The sequence below is a fragment of the Rhizobium leguminosarum genome, assembly GCF_001679785.1.
In the GTDB taxonomy this organism is placed as follows: Bacteria; Pseudomonadota; Alphaproteobacteria; order Rhizobiales; family Rhizobiaceae; genus Rhizobium; species Rhizobium leguminosarum_R.
Genome location: NZ_CP016286.1, coordinates 2,962,362 through 2,979,086 on the forward strand (window position 1 = coordinate 2,962,362; position 16,725 = coordinate 2,979,086).

Consider the following 16,725-nt stretch of genomic DNA (forward strand, 5'->3'; position numbering starts at 1 on the left):
GTCCGGGCATAACTTCAGAGGGTAAGGATAAGAAAATGAGAAAGTTGATGGTTGCAATGATGGCGAGCGCGATGTCGCTTGCATCGGCCCATGCCATGGCCGCCGACAAGGTGGTGCTGCAGCTGAAATGGGTCACGCAGAGCCAGTTCGGCGGTTATTACGTCGCTAAGGACAAGGGCTTCTACAAGGAAGAAGGCCTCGACGTCGAGATCAAGCCGGGTGGCCCTGATATCGCCCCCGAGCAGGTGATTGCCGGCGGCGGCGCCGATGTCATCGTCGACTGGATGGGCGGTGCCCTGGTTGCCCGCGAAAAGGGCGTTCCACTCGTCAACATCGCCCAGCCCTATCAGAAGTCGGGCCTGGAAATGATCTGCCGCAAGGACGGCCCGGTCAAGACCGAAGCCGACTTCAAGGGCCACACGCTCGGCGTCTGGTTCTTCGGCAACGAGTATCCCTTCTTCGCCTGGATGAACAAGCTCGGCCTGTCCACCGAAGGCGGTCCGAACGGCGTCACCGTGCTGAAGCAGAGCTTCGACGTGCAGCCGCTCGTCCAGAAGCAGGCCGACTGCATCTCCGTCATGACCTATAACGAATACTGGCAGGCGATCGATGCCGGCTTCAAGCCGGAAGAACTGACGGTCTTCAACTACACTGAAATGGGCAACGACCTTCTCGAAGACGGCCTCTATGCGATGGAAGACAAGCTGAAAGACCCGGCCTTCAAGGAGAAGATGGTCAAGTTCGTCCGCGCTTCGATGAAGGGCTGGAAATATGCCACCGAGAATCCCGACGAAGCCGCCGAGATCGTCATGGACAATGGCGGCCAGGACGACAACCATCAGAAGCGCATGATGGGCGAAGTCGCCAAGCTGGTCGGCGACAGCTCCGGCAAGCTGGACGAGGCGCTCTATGCCCGCACGGCAAAGGCGCTGCTCGATCAGAAGATCATCAGCAAGGAGCCGTCGGGCGCCTGGACGCACGACATTACCGACGCTGCTTCCAAGTAGTTTCGGCAAGATGCTAAGCGAAACGCGCGGGAGATTTCCCGCGCGTTTCGTCTTTTTCTAGAGCATGATGCCAAAAAGTGTCCGCGGTATTCGGACGACATTCTCTATCTATTTGATTTAGACGCTGATTCAGATTTCCGGTCAGTCGGCCTTAAATCATCTGCATCCAGCAACCGAAAAAATGCCTTGCAACTGTCGCATTTATCGGGCGTCAAACGTCTTAGGGATGAGCGTGATCAATCTTCGTAATGTTGACATAACCTTGCGGTGATTGATTGACGTCGGAATGGTAATTATTATCGCCTAATGGGGAATTGTTTTCTGCCGGACTTGTAGATCGAGCAAATCGATACCACCTACAAGCCGAATTTGCCGGCGAGGGATGAAGACGGCAAAGGATCGGCGGATACCTCTGAGAATGCAGGAAGGGCAGTGGCCTGATCGCGCGCTGAGTGGCAGACGCTCGAGTTCGGCCAACCTTATCATAAGATTGGACGAAGACGCATGGCACACAAGCCGATTGGAATTCTAGGCGCCTCCACCCTTTTTGCGGCGGCTCTCGCCGCATCCGCCGCTTTTTCGCAGGAGACGCCGGTCGCAAAACCGCAGCAGAACCTGCCGGCGATCGTTGTCACCCAGGCGACGAACCGAACCCTCGTCGACCGCGTAATCGGCACGGGTACGGTCAAACCCGTCGAAGAAGTCTATATCCAGCCGCAGGTCGAAGGCCTCTCGATCCGCACGCTAAAAGCAGATGTCGGCGACAAGGTGCAGGCGGAAAGCACGCTCGCCACGCTGAACGAGGACGCGCTGATCCTGGAGAAGAGCCAGATGCTGGCGACGAGAGCCAAGGGTGAGGCAAGCCTTGCCCAGTTGCGCGCTCAGCTCATCGAGGCGCAGGCCAACGCCGAACAGGCAAGGCAGCAGCAGGCCCGCGCCCAGGAAATGGGCAAGAAGGGTACGGTCTCCACCGCACAGGTCGAACAGGCCGATGCGACGGCCGCCGCAGCCAATGCCCGCGTATCTTCCGCCGAACAGGCGATCGAAGTTTCCGTAGCCGATCTCAAGGTCTTCGACAGCCAGATCGCAGATGCGGATTTGAAGCTGGCGCGCACCGATGTGAAGACGCCGGTCGCCGGCACGATCTCGGCAAAGAACGCCAAGGTCGGCGCCATCGCCGCCGGCAACGGCGACCCGCTCTTCACCATCATTCGTAACGGCGATATCGAACTCGTCGCCGAAGTCGCCGAAAGCGATATCGTGAGAGTCGTGGCCGGTCAGAAGGCTGCGATTTCGCTCTCCGGCAGCCGCGAGAAACTGTCCGGCGCCGTGCGCCTGGTCTCGCCCACCGTCGATCCGGTCACCCGCCTCGGTCTCGTCCATATCTCCATCGACGACGACAGCAAGGCGCGCTCCGGCATGTATGGCAGCGCCGAGATCATCGTGCGCGAGACTGAGGGCGTCTCGCTTCCCCTGACCGCCGTGCTGACCAGCAACGAGGGCTCCTCTGCTCGCAGGGTCGAGGATGGCGTGGTGAAATACGCCAAGGTCGAGACCGGCATCCAGGACGGTGCCTATGTCGAGATCGTCAATGGATTGGAGACCGGCGACGAGGTCGTGGCCAAGGCGGGCGCCTATGTCCGCGACGGTGACCGCATCACTCCGGTGCGTGAACAGCTCCCGGCTTCCAACTAAAGAGACCATCCGATGAATTTTTCAGCCTGGTCCATTCGAAACCCCATCGCACCGCTGCTGGCCTTCTGCCTGCTGGTGTTCATCGGCATGCAGTCCTTCAACTCGCTGCCGATCACCCGTTTTCCCAACATCGACGTACCGCTGGTTTCGATCAGCGTGACGCAGAGCGGCGCTTCGCCTGCCGAACTCGAAATGCAGGTGACGAAGGAGATCGAAGACGCAGTCGCCTCGATCACCGGCATCGACGAAATCCAGTCGACCGTGACCGACGGCAGTTCGCAGACCAACGTCATGTTCCGCATGGAAGTGCCGACCGAACAGGCCGTGCAGGACACCAAGGACGCGATCGACCGCATCCGCAGCGATCTGCCGGCAAACGTCGAAGAACCTATTGTCTCCAAGGTCGATGTCGAAGGCCAGGCGATCCAGACCTTCGCCGTTTCCTCGCCCGCCATGTCGCTGGAGGAACTTTCCTGGTTCGTTGACGACACGATCAAGCGTTCGCTGCAGGGCCAAGCCGGCATCGGCCGTGTCGACCGTTACGGCGGCGCCGAGCGCGAAGTGCGCATCGAACTCACGCCCGACAAGCTCAACGCCTATGGCATCACCGCCGCAAGCGTGAACGAGCAGCTGCGCGGCACCAACATCGACCTCGGCTCCGGCCGCGGCCAGGTGGCCGGCAGCGAACAGGCGATCCGTGTTCTCGGTGACGCCCGCAACGTCGCCGACCTCGCCAACACGACGATCGGCCTGCCGAACGGCCGCTTCGTCAAACTATCCGATCTCGGCGTCATCAAGGACACCTATGAGGAGCCGAAATCCTTCTCGCGCTTCAACGATACCCCAGTCGTTACCTTTGGCGTCTTCCGCTCCAAGGGCGCCAGCGAGGTCAGTGTCGCCGAAACCGTGGCGCAGAACCTCGACAAGGTTCGGACCGAAAACCCGAATGTGAAGATCGAACTGATCGACGATTCGGTTTATTTCACCTACGGCAACTACGAAGCCGCCATTCATACGCTGCTCGAAGGCGCGCTGCTCGCCGTCATCGTCGTCTTCCTGTTCCTGAGGAACTGGCGCGCGACGCTGATTTCCGCGATCGCCCTTCCGCTGTCCGCGATCCCGACCTTCTGGATCATGGACTTGATGGGCTTCTCGCTGAACCTCGTCAGCTTCCTCGCTTTGACGCTCGCGACCGGCATCCTCGTCGACGATGCGATCGTCGAAATCGAAAACATCGCCCGCCACATCAAGATGGGCAAGACCCCCTATCGAGCGGCGATCGAGGCGGCTGATGAAATCGGCCTCGCTGTCATCGCCACTACCTTCACGATCATCGCCGTCTTCGTGCCGGTTTCCTTCATGCCGGGCATTCCGGGCCAATACTTCATCCAGTTCGGCTTGACCGTCGCCTTCTCCGTCTTCTTCTCGCTGATGGTGGCGCGCCTCATCACACCGATGATGGCCGCCTATCTGATGCGCCCCGAAGACGCGATGGAAGACCATCACGACAATGACGGCCTGCTGATGAAGGGCTATACCCGTCTCATACGTGGCACGACCGGACGCTGGTACACGCGTTATGCGACGCTGATTGTCGCGTTCGGCTTCCTGGTCGGCTCTGTTATGTTGCTGATGCAGGTTCCCGGCAGCTTCCTGCCGCCGGAAGACGCTTCACGCATCGTTCTCTCCGTCGAACTGCCGCCCAATGCACGGCTTGACGACACCGAGCAGACGACGGATGCGATCTACGACAGGGTCAAGGACATCAACGGTGTCGATAGCGTCTTCGTTCTCGGCGGCGCATCACCGAAGGGCGAACTCGAACTGCGCCGCGCGACCATCACGCTCGCCCTCGACAAGCTCGACCAATCGCTGATCAAGAAGATGGTCAACGACGTGCTCGGCCATATCCCGGGCGTTGGCCCGATGCTGCCGAAGGTGGAAGTCCACGGGCGCGAACGTCCGCAATGGAATATCGAAAAGGAAGTCTTCGCCAAGCTGCGCGACATTCCCGACGTCCATATCCTGAAGCTTAACGACCGCGGCGAACGCGACCTCTCCTTCAACTTCCTCTCCAAGAACGAGAAGGACCTGAACGACGCCGTCGGCATTCTGGAATCCAAGCTCCGCGCCGATCCGCTGCTTGCCAATGTCAGCGCCGACGGCGCCCTGCCCCGTCCCGAACTGCAGGTTCATCCGCGCAAGGATGAGGCTGCCCGCCTCGGCATCACGCCGCAGCAGATCTCCGAGACGATCCGCGTCGCCACCATCGGCGATGTCGATGCAGCCCTTGCCAAGATCTCGCTCGACGATCGCCAGATCCCGATCCGTGTCCAGACTTCACTCGACATGCGCCGCGATCTCGCGGCCATCCGGGCGCTGAAGGTCCAGACGGCCAGCGGCGGCACCGTTCCGCTCGCAAGCGTCGCCAATATCGACTATTCGGAAGGCGTAAGCTCGATCAAGCGCAACAACCGCAACCGCGTCGTCTCGATCGGCTCCGACCTGCCGCAGGGCGTGGCGCTCGACACGGCTTCGGCCCGCTTCCGCGAGATCGTCAATGAGGCCAACATCCCGGCCACGGTGCACCTTGCCGAAAGCGGCGACACCAAGGTGCAGACGGAGATGCAGCAGAGCTTCGTCAACGCCATGCTGATGGGCCTGCTGCTGGTGCTGACGGTGCTGATCCTGCTCTTCAAGGACGTGATCCAGCCCTTCACCATCCTGTTCTCGCTGCCGCTCGCCATTGGCGGCGTCGCGGCCGGCCTGCTCGTCACCAATAATCCGCTGTCGATGCCTGTCATGATCGGCATCCTGATGCTGATGGGTGTCGTCACCAAGAACGCAATCCTGCTCGTCGATTTCGCGATCGAGATGCGCCACCAGGGCATGCCTCGCGTCGAGGCCATGGTCGAAGCCGGCCGCAAGCGCGCCCGTCCGATCATCATGACCTCGATCGCCATGTCGGCGGGCATGCTGCCTTCTGCGCTCGGCGTCGGCGAAGGTGGCTCGTTCCGCGCGCCGATGGCGATCGCGGTGATCGGCGGCATCATCGTCTCGACCGTGCTCTCGCTCGTCGTCGTGCCCTCCTTCTTCCTGATCATGGACGACCTCTCCCGCCTGCTCGGCTGGGCTTTCGGCCGCCTGGTCGGCAGGAAGGACAACGAGGAGCTGCCGCTATCGCGCGAGGATCTCACCCGCGTCACCCGGGAGAACCGCGACGACATCGACTCGCTGGAGGAGCGCCTGACCGCGATCGAAAAGCCGGAAAGCAAACGCAAGACCGCCAACGGCAACGACACCAACGTGCTGCGACTACCGCCCTTCGCGGCGGAATAAGCAAAGCCGAGGAATTGAACGGGCCGGGAGCGATCTCCCGGCCCGTTTCGTTTTTTTCATTCATCTCTGACGGTTGACCAAAATCAATTCCGTCGCCGTCTCCTTCCCGTATTTTGTCCGGCAGCATAAGGAATTGAAAAGACCGGCCATATCAGGAGACCGGGAGATGAACAGAACGCTGACACTCAACGGCCATGAGGCCGCTGTACTTGCCAAGGCCGCCTTCATGGCCGGGCTCGACCACGACGAGGCCGAAGGCCTGCGCGCCTGCGCCACCGTTCTCCTCTGCGACCCGCACGACGTTCTCTTCGAGGAGGGCGACAAGGCGGCCTATTTCTATTGCGTGCTCAGCGGTTATATCAGGCTCTATCGTCATAACGGCGACGGCAGGCAGGCCGATATCCGCATCTGCGAGCCCAGCGACAGCTTCGCCGAATGCCTGATCCACGCCGACGAAACCTATAGCACCGGCGCGCAGGCGATGGATCATGCCGTACTGGCGTGCTTTCATATCGCCAAGGTCCGGCGGTTGCTGGACGAGCGGCCACGGATCGGCAAGGCGATCATGCGCAGCCTGTCGCTGCATCTGATCTCGACAATGGAATGCCTGGCAAGCGACCGCATGCAGACGGCGCCGCAGCGCGTGGCAAACTATCTGCTGACCCATTGCGTCGAGGACGGTGCGGCCGCGTCGCTGCGGCTGCCCTTTCCGAAAAACCTGCTTGCCCGCAAGCTCGGTCTCGCGCCGGAGGCGCTTTCGCGCGCCTTCTCGACGCTGAAGACGAGAGGTGTCACGGTCCGCGGCCGGGCGATCGCCATCAGCGACATCAACGTGCTGCGGCAGATCTGACCGTCAGAGCATGATGCCGAAAGGCTCTGTCGCTCAAAACTGTGCAGCGGTTTCGTGACGCGCTTTAGAGCCCGCCCTGCTCCCTGAGAAAGCTGACGATCGAGCTGACGCCGTCACCGCGCTTCATGTCGGAGAAGACGAAGGGGCGGCTCGCACGCATGCGCGTCGCATCCCGGTCCATGACCTCGAGATCGGCGCCGACATAGGGCGCCAGATCCTTCTTATTGATGACGAGCAGGTCCGACCGGGTGATGCCGGGCCCTCCCTTGCGCGGGATTTCCTCGCCCTGGCAGACGGAAATGACATAGATGGTGATATCGGCAAGATCGGGCGAAAAGGTCGCCGCCAGATTGTCGCCGCCGGATTCGATGAAGACGACGTCCAGATCGGGGATCCGCTGGTTGAGGCCGGCGATCGCCTGCAAATTGATCGTCGCATCCTCGCGGATGGCGGTATGCGGGCAGCCGCCCGTCTCGACGCCAACGATGCGGTCCGAAGTCAATGCCTGCATCCGCACCAGCGCCTCGGCATCCTCGGTCGTGTAGATGTCGTTGGTGACGACGGCGACGGAATAATCGTCGCGCATCGCCTTGCAGAGCTTTTCGGTCAGCGCCGTCTTGCCCGAGCCGACCGGCCCGCCAATGCCGACACGCAAAGGTCCGTTTCTTGATTTCATGTGCCTTACTCCAATCGAACCCCGATGATAGCGAAGCCGCCCGCCCGCGCCACCGTCAAATGACTTAGAGCGCTTGTTTTTCTTCGAATCACGGAAGCGCTCTATCTCTTTGTTTTCACGCAATTCCGGACGCAAAACCGCTGCGCACTTTTGCTGGAATTGCCCTCGCCGCAGCGATAATTTCGGACAATCACGAGCGGAACAGCCGCGTCGCCTGGGTCTCGTGGCGCAGGCTGGCAATATCGGCCTGCACCGTCGCCGAACCCAGATCGTCGAGCGTCGAGGCCGCCGCCCTCCCGGCGACCTCCGCGATATGATCTTCGAGACCGGCAAGCACGGCAACGCCATCCCTCTGTCCGGCGACGCCGAGGCGGATGCCTGATGAAACCGCTTGTGAGACATAGGCATGCAGGAAGGCGGCGAGTGCCTTCTCGGGCTTTATGCCATGGGCGCCCGTTACCGCCCCGACCGCAATCGGGTAAGCGACCTTGTCGGGCAGCCGCTCGAACACCCCGTCCGGCCAGGCCCGCGCCGCTGCGAGGAAAGCCTCGCCGAGCAGCATCGTTTCCTGATGGCGCTCGCGTGATCCGGCAAGTGCTGCGGCGAGCGCGGCGATCTCGGCAAGGCGCACAGCTTCCGCTTGGTGCCTGTGGCTTTCAGCCAGGAGCACCGCATCGTTCCAGACCGAACCTTTGCCGATCAGCGTGCCTGTCCAGGTGGCAAGCGAGGTAGCATCTGTGACGAGCCCGTCGGCAACCGCCCGCTCCAGCCCGCCCGAATAGGCAAAGCTGCCGATCGGAAAGGCCGGTGAGAGCCAGGCCGTCAGGCGCAGCAGTGCCTGCAGCTCGCGATCCCTGGTCATCAAGGCTCAGTCGTGCTTGTGGTCGTGATCATGACCGCGATCGTGGCGATGCTCATGCTCATGCTCGTAGCCATGTTCGTGATCATGATCATGCCCGTGGTCATGATTGTGATCGTGATCATGCCCATGCGAATGCCCGCCTTGGGAATGGTAGGCGCCGCGCGCCGGCTGGAACGGCTCGTCGATCTCGAGGACAACGGCGCCGAGGCCCTGCAGCATGGTGCGGATGACGTGATCGCGCAGGATGACGATGCGGTCTTCCTCGATCTGGGCGGCAAGATGCCGGTTGCCGAGATGCCAGGCGAGCTCGACCAGATGGGTGCGGTCGCGTCCGCGAACCTCGAAGAGCTTCTCGTCGGCGGCGAGGATCTCGATCAGTTCGCCGTCGTCGCGCACCAAGAGGTCGCCATTGGCGAAAAGCACCGGATCCTTGAGATCCAGCATGACCATTTCACCATTTTCCAGATGCAGCAGCTTGCGGCGCAGATGGCGCAGATCATGCGGCAGCTTGACCTGGGCGATCGGATGGGAGGAAGGGGTTCCGGCGGGAAGATAGGAGGTGACGCGCTGCATGATATGTCCGTTTTGCTGAGAGGACGACCATGCAAAATAGCTCTTCCCGATGCAAGCACCAATGGCCTTTCATCTAAATCAAAAAATAGAGCATGATGTCGTCCGAAAACCGCAAATACTTTTCGGCATCATGCTCCAGACCTGGCTTTTATATTCCGTAAGCCTGCATCACGTTGTCGCTCTCCAGGCCTCTGCTCTCGCCATGAACACCGTTCTCGACGAGCCCGTGCCAGGCGTGATGAAGACCTTCCCGTTCGTGTACGACGCGATTGCGCCCGAGCGCCTTGGCGAGATAAAGCGCCCGGTCGGCGGAGGCATAGACCGCCTGCTTGTTGCGCTCGGCGACGAGATCGGCAACGCCGCCGGAAACGGTGATGCGGATATCGTGCCCCTCGGCCCTGATGGCGCCGCCAGCGATCCGGGCTCGGACGCTTTCGATGCGCTCCATCCGCGCCTCCAGCGGCTCCCCGGAGACGATGACGCCGAACTCCTCCCCACCCAGCCGTGCGACGACGGACATCTCATCGAAGGCGGATGTGAGCATGGCCGAAACAGCGATGATGACGGCATCGCCGCAGCCATGGCCGAAGCGGTCGTTGATCGCCTTGAAACGGTCGACATCAAAAATCACCAGGGAGGCGTTGCCATCGGTATTCTCCAGCGCCTCGGTAAAAGCGCGCCGGTTCAGCAGTCCGGAAAGCGTATCCGTGCGGCTGAGCTTTTCGAATTCCGCCCGGGAGAGCGCGAGATCGCGCATGGCAAAGCCGGCAAACAGCGACAACATGCCGGAAACCGTACCGCCGATCAGCCAGGAAAAGATCGCGCCGAAGCCGATTGCATGGGCGAGCGTCACCGGTAGAAGCCCAAGAAGATCGAGCGACGGCATCGTCAATGCGATAATGACTCCTGAGAGAATAACGGCAAGAAAAGCCATCTTCAGGGCGAAGACGTAGACGTTCCTGCGGTATTGAAGATCGCCAAAATCGGCCTGCAGCGAAATCCAGTTTCTCATGAGAATCAACCTTCCTGCTCGGCGTTTCCAGGCATTGATAAGAGCCCAATTGCTGCGGGTGTCTTAATTGACTCGTTAAAATTCGAACGGTTTCGGACCTTTCGGCGGACAGAATTTTTCTAGCAGGGGATGCAGCTTTCCAATCCCTGAATCGAACAACGCAGAGAGACAGTTAAACAATTGATATAAAAGGGATTTAATGACCTTGTAGACGCGGCTTTTCCAGAATGGCTTAGCTGGAGAAAATGCCGGTTTTTCCACTGATTTATACAACCAAATGGAGAGCGCTATTCACAATTCACTTTAAGAGCGGACTGGCCCGACGGCTGCTTCAATTGTAGACAGAAACAGACAATCGCAATGCTTGTGGAAGCGGGTTCCATATGCCGGTTCGAAGCCCCGCCGAGCGCAAGGCAGCGGCAGTCCAGGTGTTGCAGCCGAAGAGGGCGTTGAAGTATCCCCTGGCCTCGAAGAACCGGTCGATCTCACCGTAACCCGCATCCGCAATCGGCACCACCGCGCCCGCGTCACGGACGAAGCTGTCCGAGATAAAAGCGCGCAGCTGCGCTAATTGATCCTCACTGACATCGAATGCCGTAACGGTGGGCTGCGGCTCGGTGATAGGGCCGGCAAGGTCTACATGCAGCACTGAACGGTCGATCGTCAGCGCGCGCAACACCGGCAGCGGCTTCAGTTCCGCCCATGTGGGAGTTTCCAGATAGAAGGCACGACCGCCCCAGCCGATAATGAGCCACTCCGCATTCGGATGGCCGAGCGGAAAACCGGTATCGTCAAGGAATGAAAAGGCAGCCCGCGTTTCCGCGTCGAGCGGAATGGCAATATCGGTATGGATCGGGCCCGACAGCAGCAGAATCCGATGCGTCACTGCGGTAGACGACGCCTTGACCGGCGCAATCAGCGGCCGGGGAATGAAGATTCCGCAGGCCGCCGAAAACACGAGCAGGAATACGATCCGCAACAACCAGCGGATGCCTGTCCTCATCGGAGCCGTCCATCACACATCCGACCTGGGCCTAGAACAGGAAATAGCGCTGCGCCATCGGCAGCACCGTCGCCGGCTCGCAAGTCAGCAGCTCACCGTTCGCCCTGACCTCGTAGGTCTCCGGATCGACCTCGATCTCGGGTGTCAGGTCGTTGTGGATCATCGATGCCTTGGAGATGCCGCCGCGCGTGTTTTTCACCGCGACCAGCTCCTTGGCGACGCCCAGCCGGCCCTTCAGGCCGGCATCGAGCGAGGCCTGGCTGACGAAGGTGACGGAGGAATTGGTGAGGCTCTTGCCATAGGAGGCAAACATCGGCCGGTAGTGTACCGGCTGCGGCGTCGGGATCGAGGCGTTCGGATCGCCCATCGGGGCGGCCGCAATCGAGCCACCGAGCAGCACCATATCGGGCTTCACCCCGAAGAAGGCCGGGTTCCAAAGCACGAGGTCGGCACGTTTGCCGACTTCGACCGAGCCGATCTCACGGCTGAGACCATGGGCGATCGCCGGGTTGATCGTATATTTGGCGATATAGCGGCGGACGCGGAAATTGTCGTTGTCGCCCTTTTCCTCCTTCAGCCGGCCGCGCTGACGCTTCATCTTGTCGGCCGTCTGCCAGGTGCGGATCGCCACCTCGCCGACGCGGCCCATGGCCTGGCTGTCGGACGAGATGATCGAGAAGGCGCCGATATCGTGCAGGATGTCTTCGGCGGCGATTGTCTCCTTGCGGATCCGGCTTTCGGCAAAGGCGATATCTTCGGGGATCGACGGCGACAGATGATGGCAGACCATCAGCATGTCGAGATGCTCGGCAATGGTATTGACCGTATAGGGACGCGTCGGATTGGTCGACGACGGAATGACATTCGGCTGGCCGCAGATCTTGATGATATCAGGCGCATGCCCGCCGCCCGCCCCTTCCGTGTGGAAGGCATGGATGGTGCGGCCCTTGATGGCGCCAATCGTATCCTCGACGAAGCCGCTTTCGTTCAGCGTATCGGTGTGGATCATCACCTGCACGTCGTATTCGTCGGCAACCGACAGGCAGCAGTCGATGGCGCCTGGCGTCGTGCCCCAATCCTCGTGCAGCTTCAGCGAGGTGGCGCCGGCCAGCACCATTTCGGTCAGCGCCCCCGGCAGCGAGGCATTGCCCTTGCCGGCAAAGGCGAGGTTCATCGGAAAGGCGTCGGCCGCTTCGATCATGCGCGCCAGATGCCAGGGACCGGGTGTGCAGGTGGTGGCGAGCGTGCCGTGCGCCGGTCCTGTGCCGCCGCCGAGCATGCAGGTCATGCCGCTCATCAGCGCTTCCTCGATCTGCTGCGGCGCAATGAAATGGATATGGCTGTCCATACCGCCAGCGGTGACGATCTTGCCTTCGGCGGCGATCGCCTCCGTGCCCGGGCCGACGATGATGTTGACACCCGGTTGCATGTCGGGATTACCGGCCTTACCGATCGCGACGATACGTCCGTCCTTGAGGCCGATATCGGCCTTGTAGATGCCAGAATGATCAACGATCACCGCATTGGTGATAACAGTATCGACCGCGCCATCCGCCCGCGTCACCTGGCTCTGGCCCATACCGTCACGGATCACCTTGCCGCCACCGAACTTCACCTCCTCGCCATAGATGGTGAAATCCTTCTCGATCTCGATGAAGAGCTCCGTATCGGCAAGGCGCACCTTGTCGCCGGTGGTCGGTCCGAACATGCCGGCATAGGCGGCGCGCGAGATCTTGTAGGGCATCTATCAGGCTCCTTGGGAGGAAGAGACGAGTGTTTCCCCGCCGAGCCGCTTGAGGCGGCCAGCGGCAATATAGCTATCGACAAGCTGTCGTTCGGCCGAAAACGGGTGCCATTCCCAGCCGACGTGGCCAAAGCCGGCAAGTGTCGCCTCGGCCTCGGCATATGTGTTCAGCACCTCGGCAATGACGATCATCCCGCTGCTCGGCACGACATAGGGCGCTGGAGAAACCGCCGAAAGCGACGCATCCACGGCCTCGTGAACCGATTTGCTGATGATGACGTGCGTTTTGCCGGTGTCTGCGCAGAAGGCGCTGAACTCAGCGGTATAGTCGTCGCAGAAATCATCAAGTTCCGGATGCGAGACGGCAAGCGGCGCCCGCATCGCGGCGAATTTTTCCGGGTCGCGCACGCTCCAGATTTCGCCGGCCGACACCACGCCCGGATGGGCGCGCCACTCACGCGAACCAAGCATCGCCTTTGCCGGCCTGCCGGTGTTGCAGACCGCAACGGCATCCGTGCGGCTGCCGCCGGCCCCATAGGAGCGGCAATCATTGAAACGGATGACGAAATCGGCGGCATCGATGATGCCTGCTATCCCTTCTCCCACTTCGCCATTGCCGACGATCATGATCTTCCTGATCACCCTAGTTGCTCATCGTATCTTCGAGCTCTTTCAGCTCTTTCGTGCGTTTGTCCGTGATGTTGGCGAGACATCCCGCGACCAGCATCGGCTCCATCGTGCCGCCACGGGCCTGAAAGCCGAAGGCGTCGCATTCGGCATCGCGATAATCGATCCAGGCGCGCTGCGCCTTGACCAGCGCCTGCTCCGCGCCCTTCATGTCGCCATCCAGATCCTTGTCGATCGCTGCCAGGACGGCGCGGGTCTTCTTGTATTGCGCATTCAAAGCCTTGTCGGCGGCCTCATGACGCGCCGCCTCGCAAGACGTCATGTCCGATTGTGTCTTGGGACTGTTGCAATCGATACCCTCAGCAGAGGGAGCACCTGTCGTCAGCAGCATCGCCGCCCCGACGAGGCAGATATTCAAGCGCATGCATTCCTCCAGCCCATTGTTCTTAAAGCTTGCCCATCACCAGCTGGCGGAAGCCGTAAACCTCGCGCTTGCCGGAAAGCGGGATCAGCGTAACCGAGCGCGTCTGTCCCGGCTCGAAGCGCACGGCCGTTCCCGCCGGGATATCGAGCCGCTTGCCGTGTGCTACCGCGCGATCGAAGGAAAGCCCGGCATTGGTCTCGGCGAAATGATAGTGGCTGCCGACCTGCACCGGCCGATCGCCAGTATTGGAAACCTCCAGCGTCACCGTCGGCGCGCCGGCATTCAGTTCGATGTCGCCGCTTGCGGCAATGATTTCGCCTGGAATCATCTCGTCCTCCTTAAGCCGCCTTGGGCGCGCAGCCCTCGGCTTTCATCACACGCTTCGTCGACGCCGGATTTTTGGCAAGCATCGCCGCCGGCCGAATAGGCCTCTCGACGAGATTGCCGCCGCAGTTCGGGCAGACACCCTTCAGCACGCCGTCCACGCAATCGGCGCAGAAGGTGCATTCATAGGTGCAGATCCGTGCCTGAGTGCTATCCGGCGGCAGATCCTTGTCGCAGCATTCGCAATTGGGCCTGAGCTCGAGCATACCTATCTCCTCACCGGATCGGCTCGTGCACGGTGACGAGCTTGGTCCCATCCGGGAACGTCGCCTCCACCTGCACGTCGTGGATCATCTCGGCAATCCCCTCCATCACCTGGTCGCGGCCGATCACATGGGCGCCGGCTTCCATCAGCTCGGCAACCGGGCGGCCATCGCGGGCGCCTTCGACGACGAAGTCGCTGATCAGCGCGATCGCTTCGGGGTAATTCAGCTTGACGCCGCGCTCCAGCCGCCGCCGCGCCACCATCGCCGCCATCGAAATCAACAGCTTGTCTTTTTCTCTCGGAGTGAGGTTCATCGCTTGTCCATCTGCTTGACCGAATGCTTACGTTCATAGATTCCAGACTTTCGGCACAGGCGCACCATTGCGCAAGGCGGAAATGACCGGGATCAGGATTTTTCTGAGTGAGAAGCCGTCGGCTGCGGCAAGGCGAACGACGAGCTTGCCATTCCAAGCGCTCGCACCGCCCATCGATCCTTCGACGAGCGGCCGGACCTTGCCGAGATAGGCTTCCGAAAGCGGCCCGGCATAAAGCAACGTCGCAAAGGCCACCTGTCCGCCGAGCACAGCCTGCCGCGCCGCCAGTGCCGCCACACCTTCGGAAAGTCTGAGTTCCTCGGCATGGATAAGTTGACCCGAGCGGCGGATGCGCCAGCGATCACGGAAGAGCCCTGATACCACCGCCTCACCCATCGCCTTGCGGCCGAGCAGCACGGCTTCGACAGCCAGAAATTCGGCGCTCTCGTCAAGATCGACATCCAGCCGGCGGAAAAGTGCGGCCCGGTCGAAGAGGATCGTTTCCTGCGGCAGCCAGTCGACGCGGGCTTGGACTCCGACCTTAACGCTGGTTGCCACCTCGGCGATGCCGGCCGATGCCTTGTAGATCTTCTCGCAAGCTTGAGTGGTGACGTCGATGCGTGTGCCGGCGCCGGCATCCACGCTCCAATCCATCCGATCGCCGCCTGTCAAACCGCCAGCAGTATTGATGATGACGGCTTCCATGGAGGCATCGAAGGTATCGGGCAGGCGGATCTTCGCTGCCCCCTCCTGATAGAGTTCACGGATGCGCGTGCGGCCATCGAACAGCTTTGCCGCCAGATGCCCACGCCCTTCCGCTCTTTGCGGTCTCGTGCCTGCCGCCGCAATCGTCATATCGTCCCTTTCGGTCGCGCCCCTGATTTTCATTCAAGCGCACGGATAGCGGAAATCAAGCAATTCCTATGCCGTCCCGAGTAGACCGACAGCGGCGGCGGACGGTTTTCCAGGCACCGCGCGCTCTGCTGCAAAATGCGGCATCTGCCGGTCAGACAGTCAGGTGGCGGCGGGCCTCCGGCGTATCCAGCGTCTCGGCAAGCCCTTCATGGACGATTTCGCCGCGGTCCATGATGTAGACATAGTCGGCAAGCTCGCGGCAGAAATCGAGATATTGCTCGACGAGCAGGATCGCCATGCCTGTAGAATCGCGCAGGTAGCGGATCGCCCGGCCGATATCCTTGATAATCGATGGCTGAATGCCCTCGGTCGGCTCGTCGAGCACGAGAATCCTCGGCCGCGTCACCATGGCGCGCCCGATCGCCAATTGCTGCTGCTGTCCGCCGGAAAGATCGCCGCCGCGACGTGACAACATCGACTTCAGCACCGGGAAGAGACTGAAGATGTCATCGGGGATGTTGCGGTCGCGGCGGCCAAGCGGAGCAAAGCCGGTTTCGAGATTTTCCTTGACTGTCAGCAGCGGGAAGATTTCGCGCCCCTGCGGCACATAGCCGATGCCCTGCTTGGCGCGGGCAAAGGGCGGCAAGCCGTTGAGCTTGGTATTGTTGAAGGTGACGGTGCCCGCCGACAGCGGATGCTGGCCGGTAACGGCGCGCAGAAGAGAACTCTTCCCCACGCCGTTACGCCCCAGCACGCAGGTGATCTTGCCCATCTCCGCTTTGATCGAGATGCCGCGCAGCGCCTGAGCGGCGCCGTAGTGGAGGTTTGCGTTTTCGACTGTCAGCATGATGCGACATCCTTGTTTGCCGTTCCGGCGATGCAAGCACCCTCTTCTCCCCCGCGGGGAGAGGTGCCGAGCGCAGCGAGGCGATGAGGGGGGTGAGGAGCAACAGCGACGAGCCCCTTGAGCGAAGGCGAAAGGTTATCAGCGGTGGGCAGTGCGGCCCCCTTGCATGTTCAAACTGCATCCATTGATGATGGGTGCGACCTCTGGGGGATGGCCATCCCCCAGAGGTCGGACGGGCGGGACCGTAACCCCCTTGGCTTGAACCGGGGATGAGCCTGGTCCGCCCGTCCTTCGCGTTTGTCCTGAAC

At 61.2% G+C, this 16,725-nt stretch carries 17 protein-coding genes; 4 read left to right on the plus strand and 13 right to left on the minus strand.

The window, feature by feature from the left end; all coding sequences use genetic code 11:
• The first annotated feature begins 35 nt into the window (after positions 1 to 35).
• The 4 genes from BA011_RS14750 (at position 36) to BA011_RS14765 (ending at position 6,891) form a co-directional block, all read left to right on the plus strand.
• Positions 36 to 1,007 (plus strand): ABC transporter substrate-binding protein, encoded by a 972-nt coding sequence (locus BA011_RS14750; RefSeq protein ID WP_065281013.1) that lies wholly within the window; start codon positions 36 to 38, stop codon positions 1,005 to 1,007.
• 504 nt (positions 1,008 to 1,511) lie between these two features.
• Positions 1,512 to 2,702, plus strand: coding sequence for an efflux RND transporter periplasmic adaptor subunit (locus tag BA011_RS14755; protein ID WP_065281014.1), 1,191 nt, complete (start codon positions 1,512 to 1,514; stop codon positions 2,700 to 2,702).
• A gap of 12 nt (positions 2,703 to 2,714) precedes the next feature.
• The gene (locus tag BA011_RS14760) at positions 2,715 to 6,041 is read left to right on the plus strand and encodes an efflux RND transporter permease subunit (protein ID WP_065281015.1); all 3,327 of its coding nucleotides are present in this window, start codon (positions 2,715 to 2,717) and stop codon (positions 6,039 to 6,041) included.
• A gap of 166 nt (positions 6,042 to 6,207) precedes the next feature.
• Positions 6,208 to 6,891 (plus strand): Crp/Fnr family transcriptional regulator, encoded by a 684-nt coding sequence (locus tag BA011_RS14765; RefSeq protein WP_065281016.1) that lies wholly within the window; start codon positions 6,208 to 6,210, stop codon positions 6,889 to 6,891.
• Positions 6,892 to 6,955: 64 nt separating this feature from the next.
• Here the strand turns inward: BA011_RS14765 and ureG are convergent, their stop codons facing one another.
• From ureG to urtE, 13 genes are all read right to left on the minus strand, one after another.
• A complete protein-coding gene (gene ureG / locus BA011_RS14770; protein WP_003542294.1) occupies positions 6,956 to 7,567 on the minus strand; it encodes an urease accessory protein UreG in 612 nt (203 codons plus the stop codon).
• Between the two features lie 190 nt (positions 7,568 to 7,757).
• Entirely contained in the window at positions 7,758 to 8,429 is a 672-nt protein-coding gene (locus BA011_RS14775; RefSeq protein WP_065281017.1) for an urease accessory protein UreF, read from the minus strand.
• A gap of 6 nt (positions 8,430 to 8,435) precedes the next feature.
• A complete protein-coding gene (gene ureE / locus BA011_RS14780) occupies positions 8,436 to 9,002 on the minus strand; it encodes an urease accessory protein UreE (protein WP_065281018.1) in 567 nt (188 codons plus the stop codon).
• Positions 9,003 to 9,150: 148 nt separating this feature from the next.
• The gene (locus BA011_RS14785) at positions 9,151 to 10,014 is read right to left on the minus strand and encodes a GGDEF domain-containing protein (protein WP_065281019.1); all 864 of its coding nucleotides are present in this window, start codon (positions 10,012 to 10,014) and stop codon (positions 9,151 to 9,153) included.
• Positions 10,015 to 10,345: 331 nt separating this feature from the next.
• A complete protein-coding gene (locus BA011_RS14790; RefSeq protein WP_065281020.1) occupies positions 10,346 to 11,017 on the minus strand; it encodes a TIGR02117 family protein in 672 nt (223 codons plus the stop codon).
• 31 nt (positions 11,018 to 11,048) lie between these two features.
• Complete coding sequence (ureC, locus tag BA011_RS14795) at positions 11,049 to 12,761, minus strand: urease subunit alpha (RefSeq protein ID WP_065281021.1); 1,713 nt, start codon at positions 12,759 to 12,761, stop codon at positions 11,049 to 11,051.
• 3 nt (positions 12,762 to 12,764) lie between these two features.
• Positions 12,765 to 13,388: a Urease operon accessory protein gene (locus tag BA011_RS14800; protein ID WP_065282547.1), complete on the minus strand. Its 624-nt coding sequence runs from the start codon at positions 13,386 to 13,388 to the stop codon at positions 12,765 to 12,767.
• Between the two features lie 16 nt (positions 13,389 to 13,404).
• Positions 13,405 to 13,812 (minus strand): lysozyme inhibitor LprI family protein, encoded by a 408-nt coding sequence (locus BA011_RS14805; protein ID WP_065281022.1) that lies wholly within the window; start codon positions 13,810 to 13,812, stop codon positions 13,405 to 13,407.
• Between the two features lie 22 nt (positions 13,813 to 13,834).
• Positions 13,835 to 14,140 (minus strand): urease subunit beta, encoded by a 306-nt coding sequence (locus BA011_RS14810; protein WP_003561953.1) that lies wholly within the window; start codon positions 14,138 to 14,140, stop codon positions 13,835 to 13,837.
• 10 nt (positions 14,141 to 14,150) lie between these two features.
• Complete coding sequence (locus tag BA011_RS14815; protein ID WP_065281023.1) at positions 14,151 to 14,402, minus strand: DUF1272 domain-containing protein; 252 nt, start codon at positions 14,400 to 14,402, stop codon at positions 14,151 to 14,153.
• A gap of 10 nt (positions 14,403 to 14,412) precedes the next feature.
• Positions 14,413 to 14,715, minus strand: coding sequence for an urease subunit gamma (locus tag BA011_RS14820; RefSeq protein WP_003561955.1), 303 nt, complete (start codon positions 14,713 to 14,715; stop codon positions 14,413 to 14,415).
• 33 nt (positions 14,716 to 14,748) lie between these two features.
• Positions 14,749 to 15,570, minus strand: a complete 822-nt coding sequence (locus BA011_RS14825) for an urease accessory protein UreD (RefSeq protein WP_065282548.1) — start codon at positions 15,568 to 15,570, stop codon at positions 14,749 to 14,751.
• A 151-nt stretch (positions 15,571 to 15,721) separates the two neighbouring features.
• Complete coding sequence (urtE, locus tag BA011_RS14830) at positions 15,722 to 16,417, minus strand: urea ABC transporter ATP-binding subunit UrtE (RefSeq protein ID WP_065282549.1); 696 nt, start codon at positions 16,415 to 16,417, stop codon at positions 15,722 to 15,724.
• Between the last annotated feature and the right edge of the window lie 308 nt (positions 16,418 to 16,725).

What these genes read in the sequence shown, in the direction of transcription:
- BA011_RS14750 (WP_065281013.1), top strand. Translation starts at nt 36, where the DNA reads ATGAGAAAGTTGATGGTTGCAATGATGGCGAGCGCGATGTCGCTTGCA.
- BA011_RS14755 (WP_065281014.1), top strand. Translation starts at nt 1,512, where the DNA reads ATGGCACACAAGCCGATTGGAATTCTAGGCGCCTCCACCCTTTTTGCG.
- BA011_RS14760 (WP_065281015.1), top strand. Translation starts at nt 2,715, where the DNA reads ATGAATTTTTCAGCCTGGTCCATTCGAAACCCCATCGCACCGCTGCTG.
- BA011_RS14765 (WP_065281016.1), top strand. Translation starts at nt 6,208, where the DNA reads ATGAACAGAACGCTGACACTCAACGGCCATGAGGCCGCTGTACTTGCC.
- ureG (WP_003542294.1), bottom strand. Translation starts at nt 7,567, where the DNA reads ATGAAATCAAGAAACGGACCTTTGCGTGTCGGCATTGGCGGGCCGGTC.
- BA011_RS14775 (WP_065281017.1), bottom strand. Translation starts at nt 8,429, where the DNA reads ATGACCAGGGATCGCGAGCTGCAGGCACTGCTGCGCCTGACGGCCTGG.
- ureE (WP_065281018.1), bottom strand. Translation starts at nt 9,002, where the DNA reads ATGCAGCGCGTCACCTCCTATCTTCCCGCCGGAACCCCTTCCTCCCAT.
- BA011_RS14785 (WP_065281019.1), bottom strand. Translation starts at nt 10,014, where the DNA reads ATGAGAAACTGGATTTCGCTGCAGGCCGATTTTGGCGATCTTCAATAC.
- BA011_RS14790 (WP_065281020.1), bottom strand. Translation starts at nt 11,017, where the DNA reads ATGAGGACAGGCATCCGCTGGTTGTTGCGGATCGTATTCCTGCTCGTG.
- ureC (WP_065281021.1), bottom strand. Translation starts at nt 12,761, where the DNA reads ATGCCCTACAAGATCTCGCGCGCCGCCTATGCCGGCATGTTCGGACCG.
- BA011_RS14800 (WP_065282547.1), bottom strand. Translation starts at nt 13,388, where the DNA reads ATGATCGTCGGCAATGGCGAAGTGGGAGAAGGGATAGCAGGCATCATC.
- BA011_RS14805 (WP_065281022.1), bottom strand. Translation starts at nt 13,812, where the DNA reads ATGCGCTTGAATATCTGCCTCGTCGGGGCGGCGATGCTGCTGACGACA.
- BA011_RS14810 (WP_003561953.1), bottom strand. Translation starts at nt 14,140, where the DNA reads ATGATTCCAGGCGAAATCATTGCCGCAAGCGGCGACATCGAACTGAAT.
- BA011_RS14815 (WP_065281023.1), bottom strand. Translation starts at nt 14,402, where the DNA reads ATGCTCGAGCTCAGGCCCAATTGCGAATGCTGCGACAAGGATCTGCCG.
- BA011_RS14820 (WP_003561955.1), bottom strand. Translation starts at nt 14,715, where the DNA reads ATGAACCTCACTCCGAGAGAAAAAGACAAGCTGTTGATTTCGATGGCG.
- BA011_RS14825 (WP_065282548.1), bottom strand. Translation starts at nt 15,570, where the DNA reads ATGACGATTGCGGCGGCAGGCACGAGACCGCAAAGAGCGGAAGGGCGT.
- urtE (WP_065282549.1), bottom strand. Translation starts at nt 16,417, where the DNA reads ATGCTGACAGTCGAAAACGCAAACCTCCACTACGGCGCCGCTCAGGCG.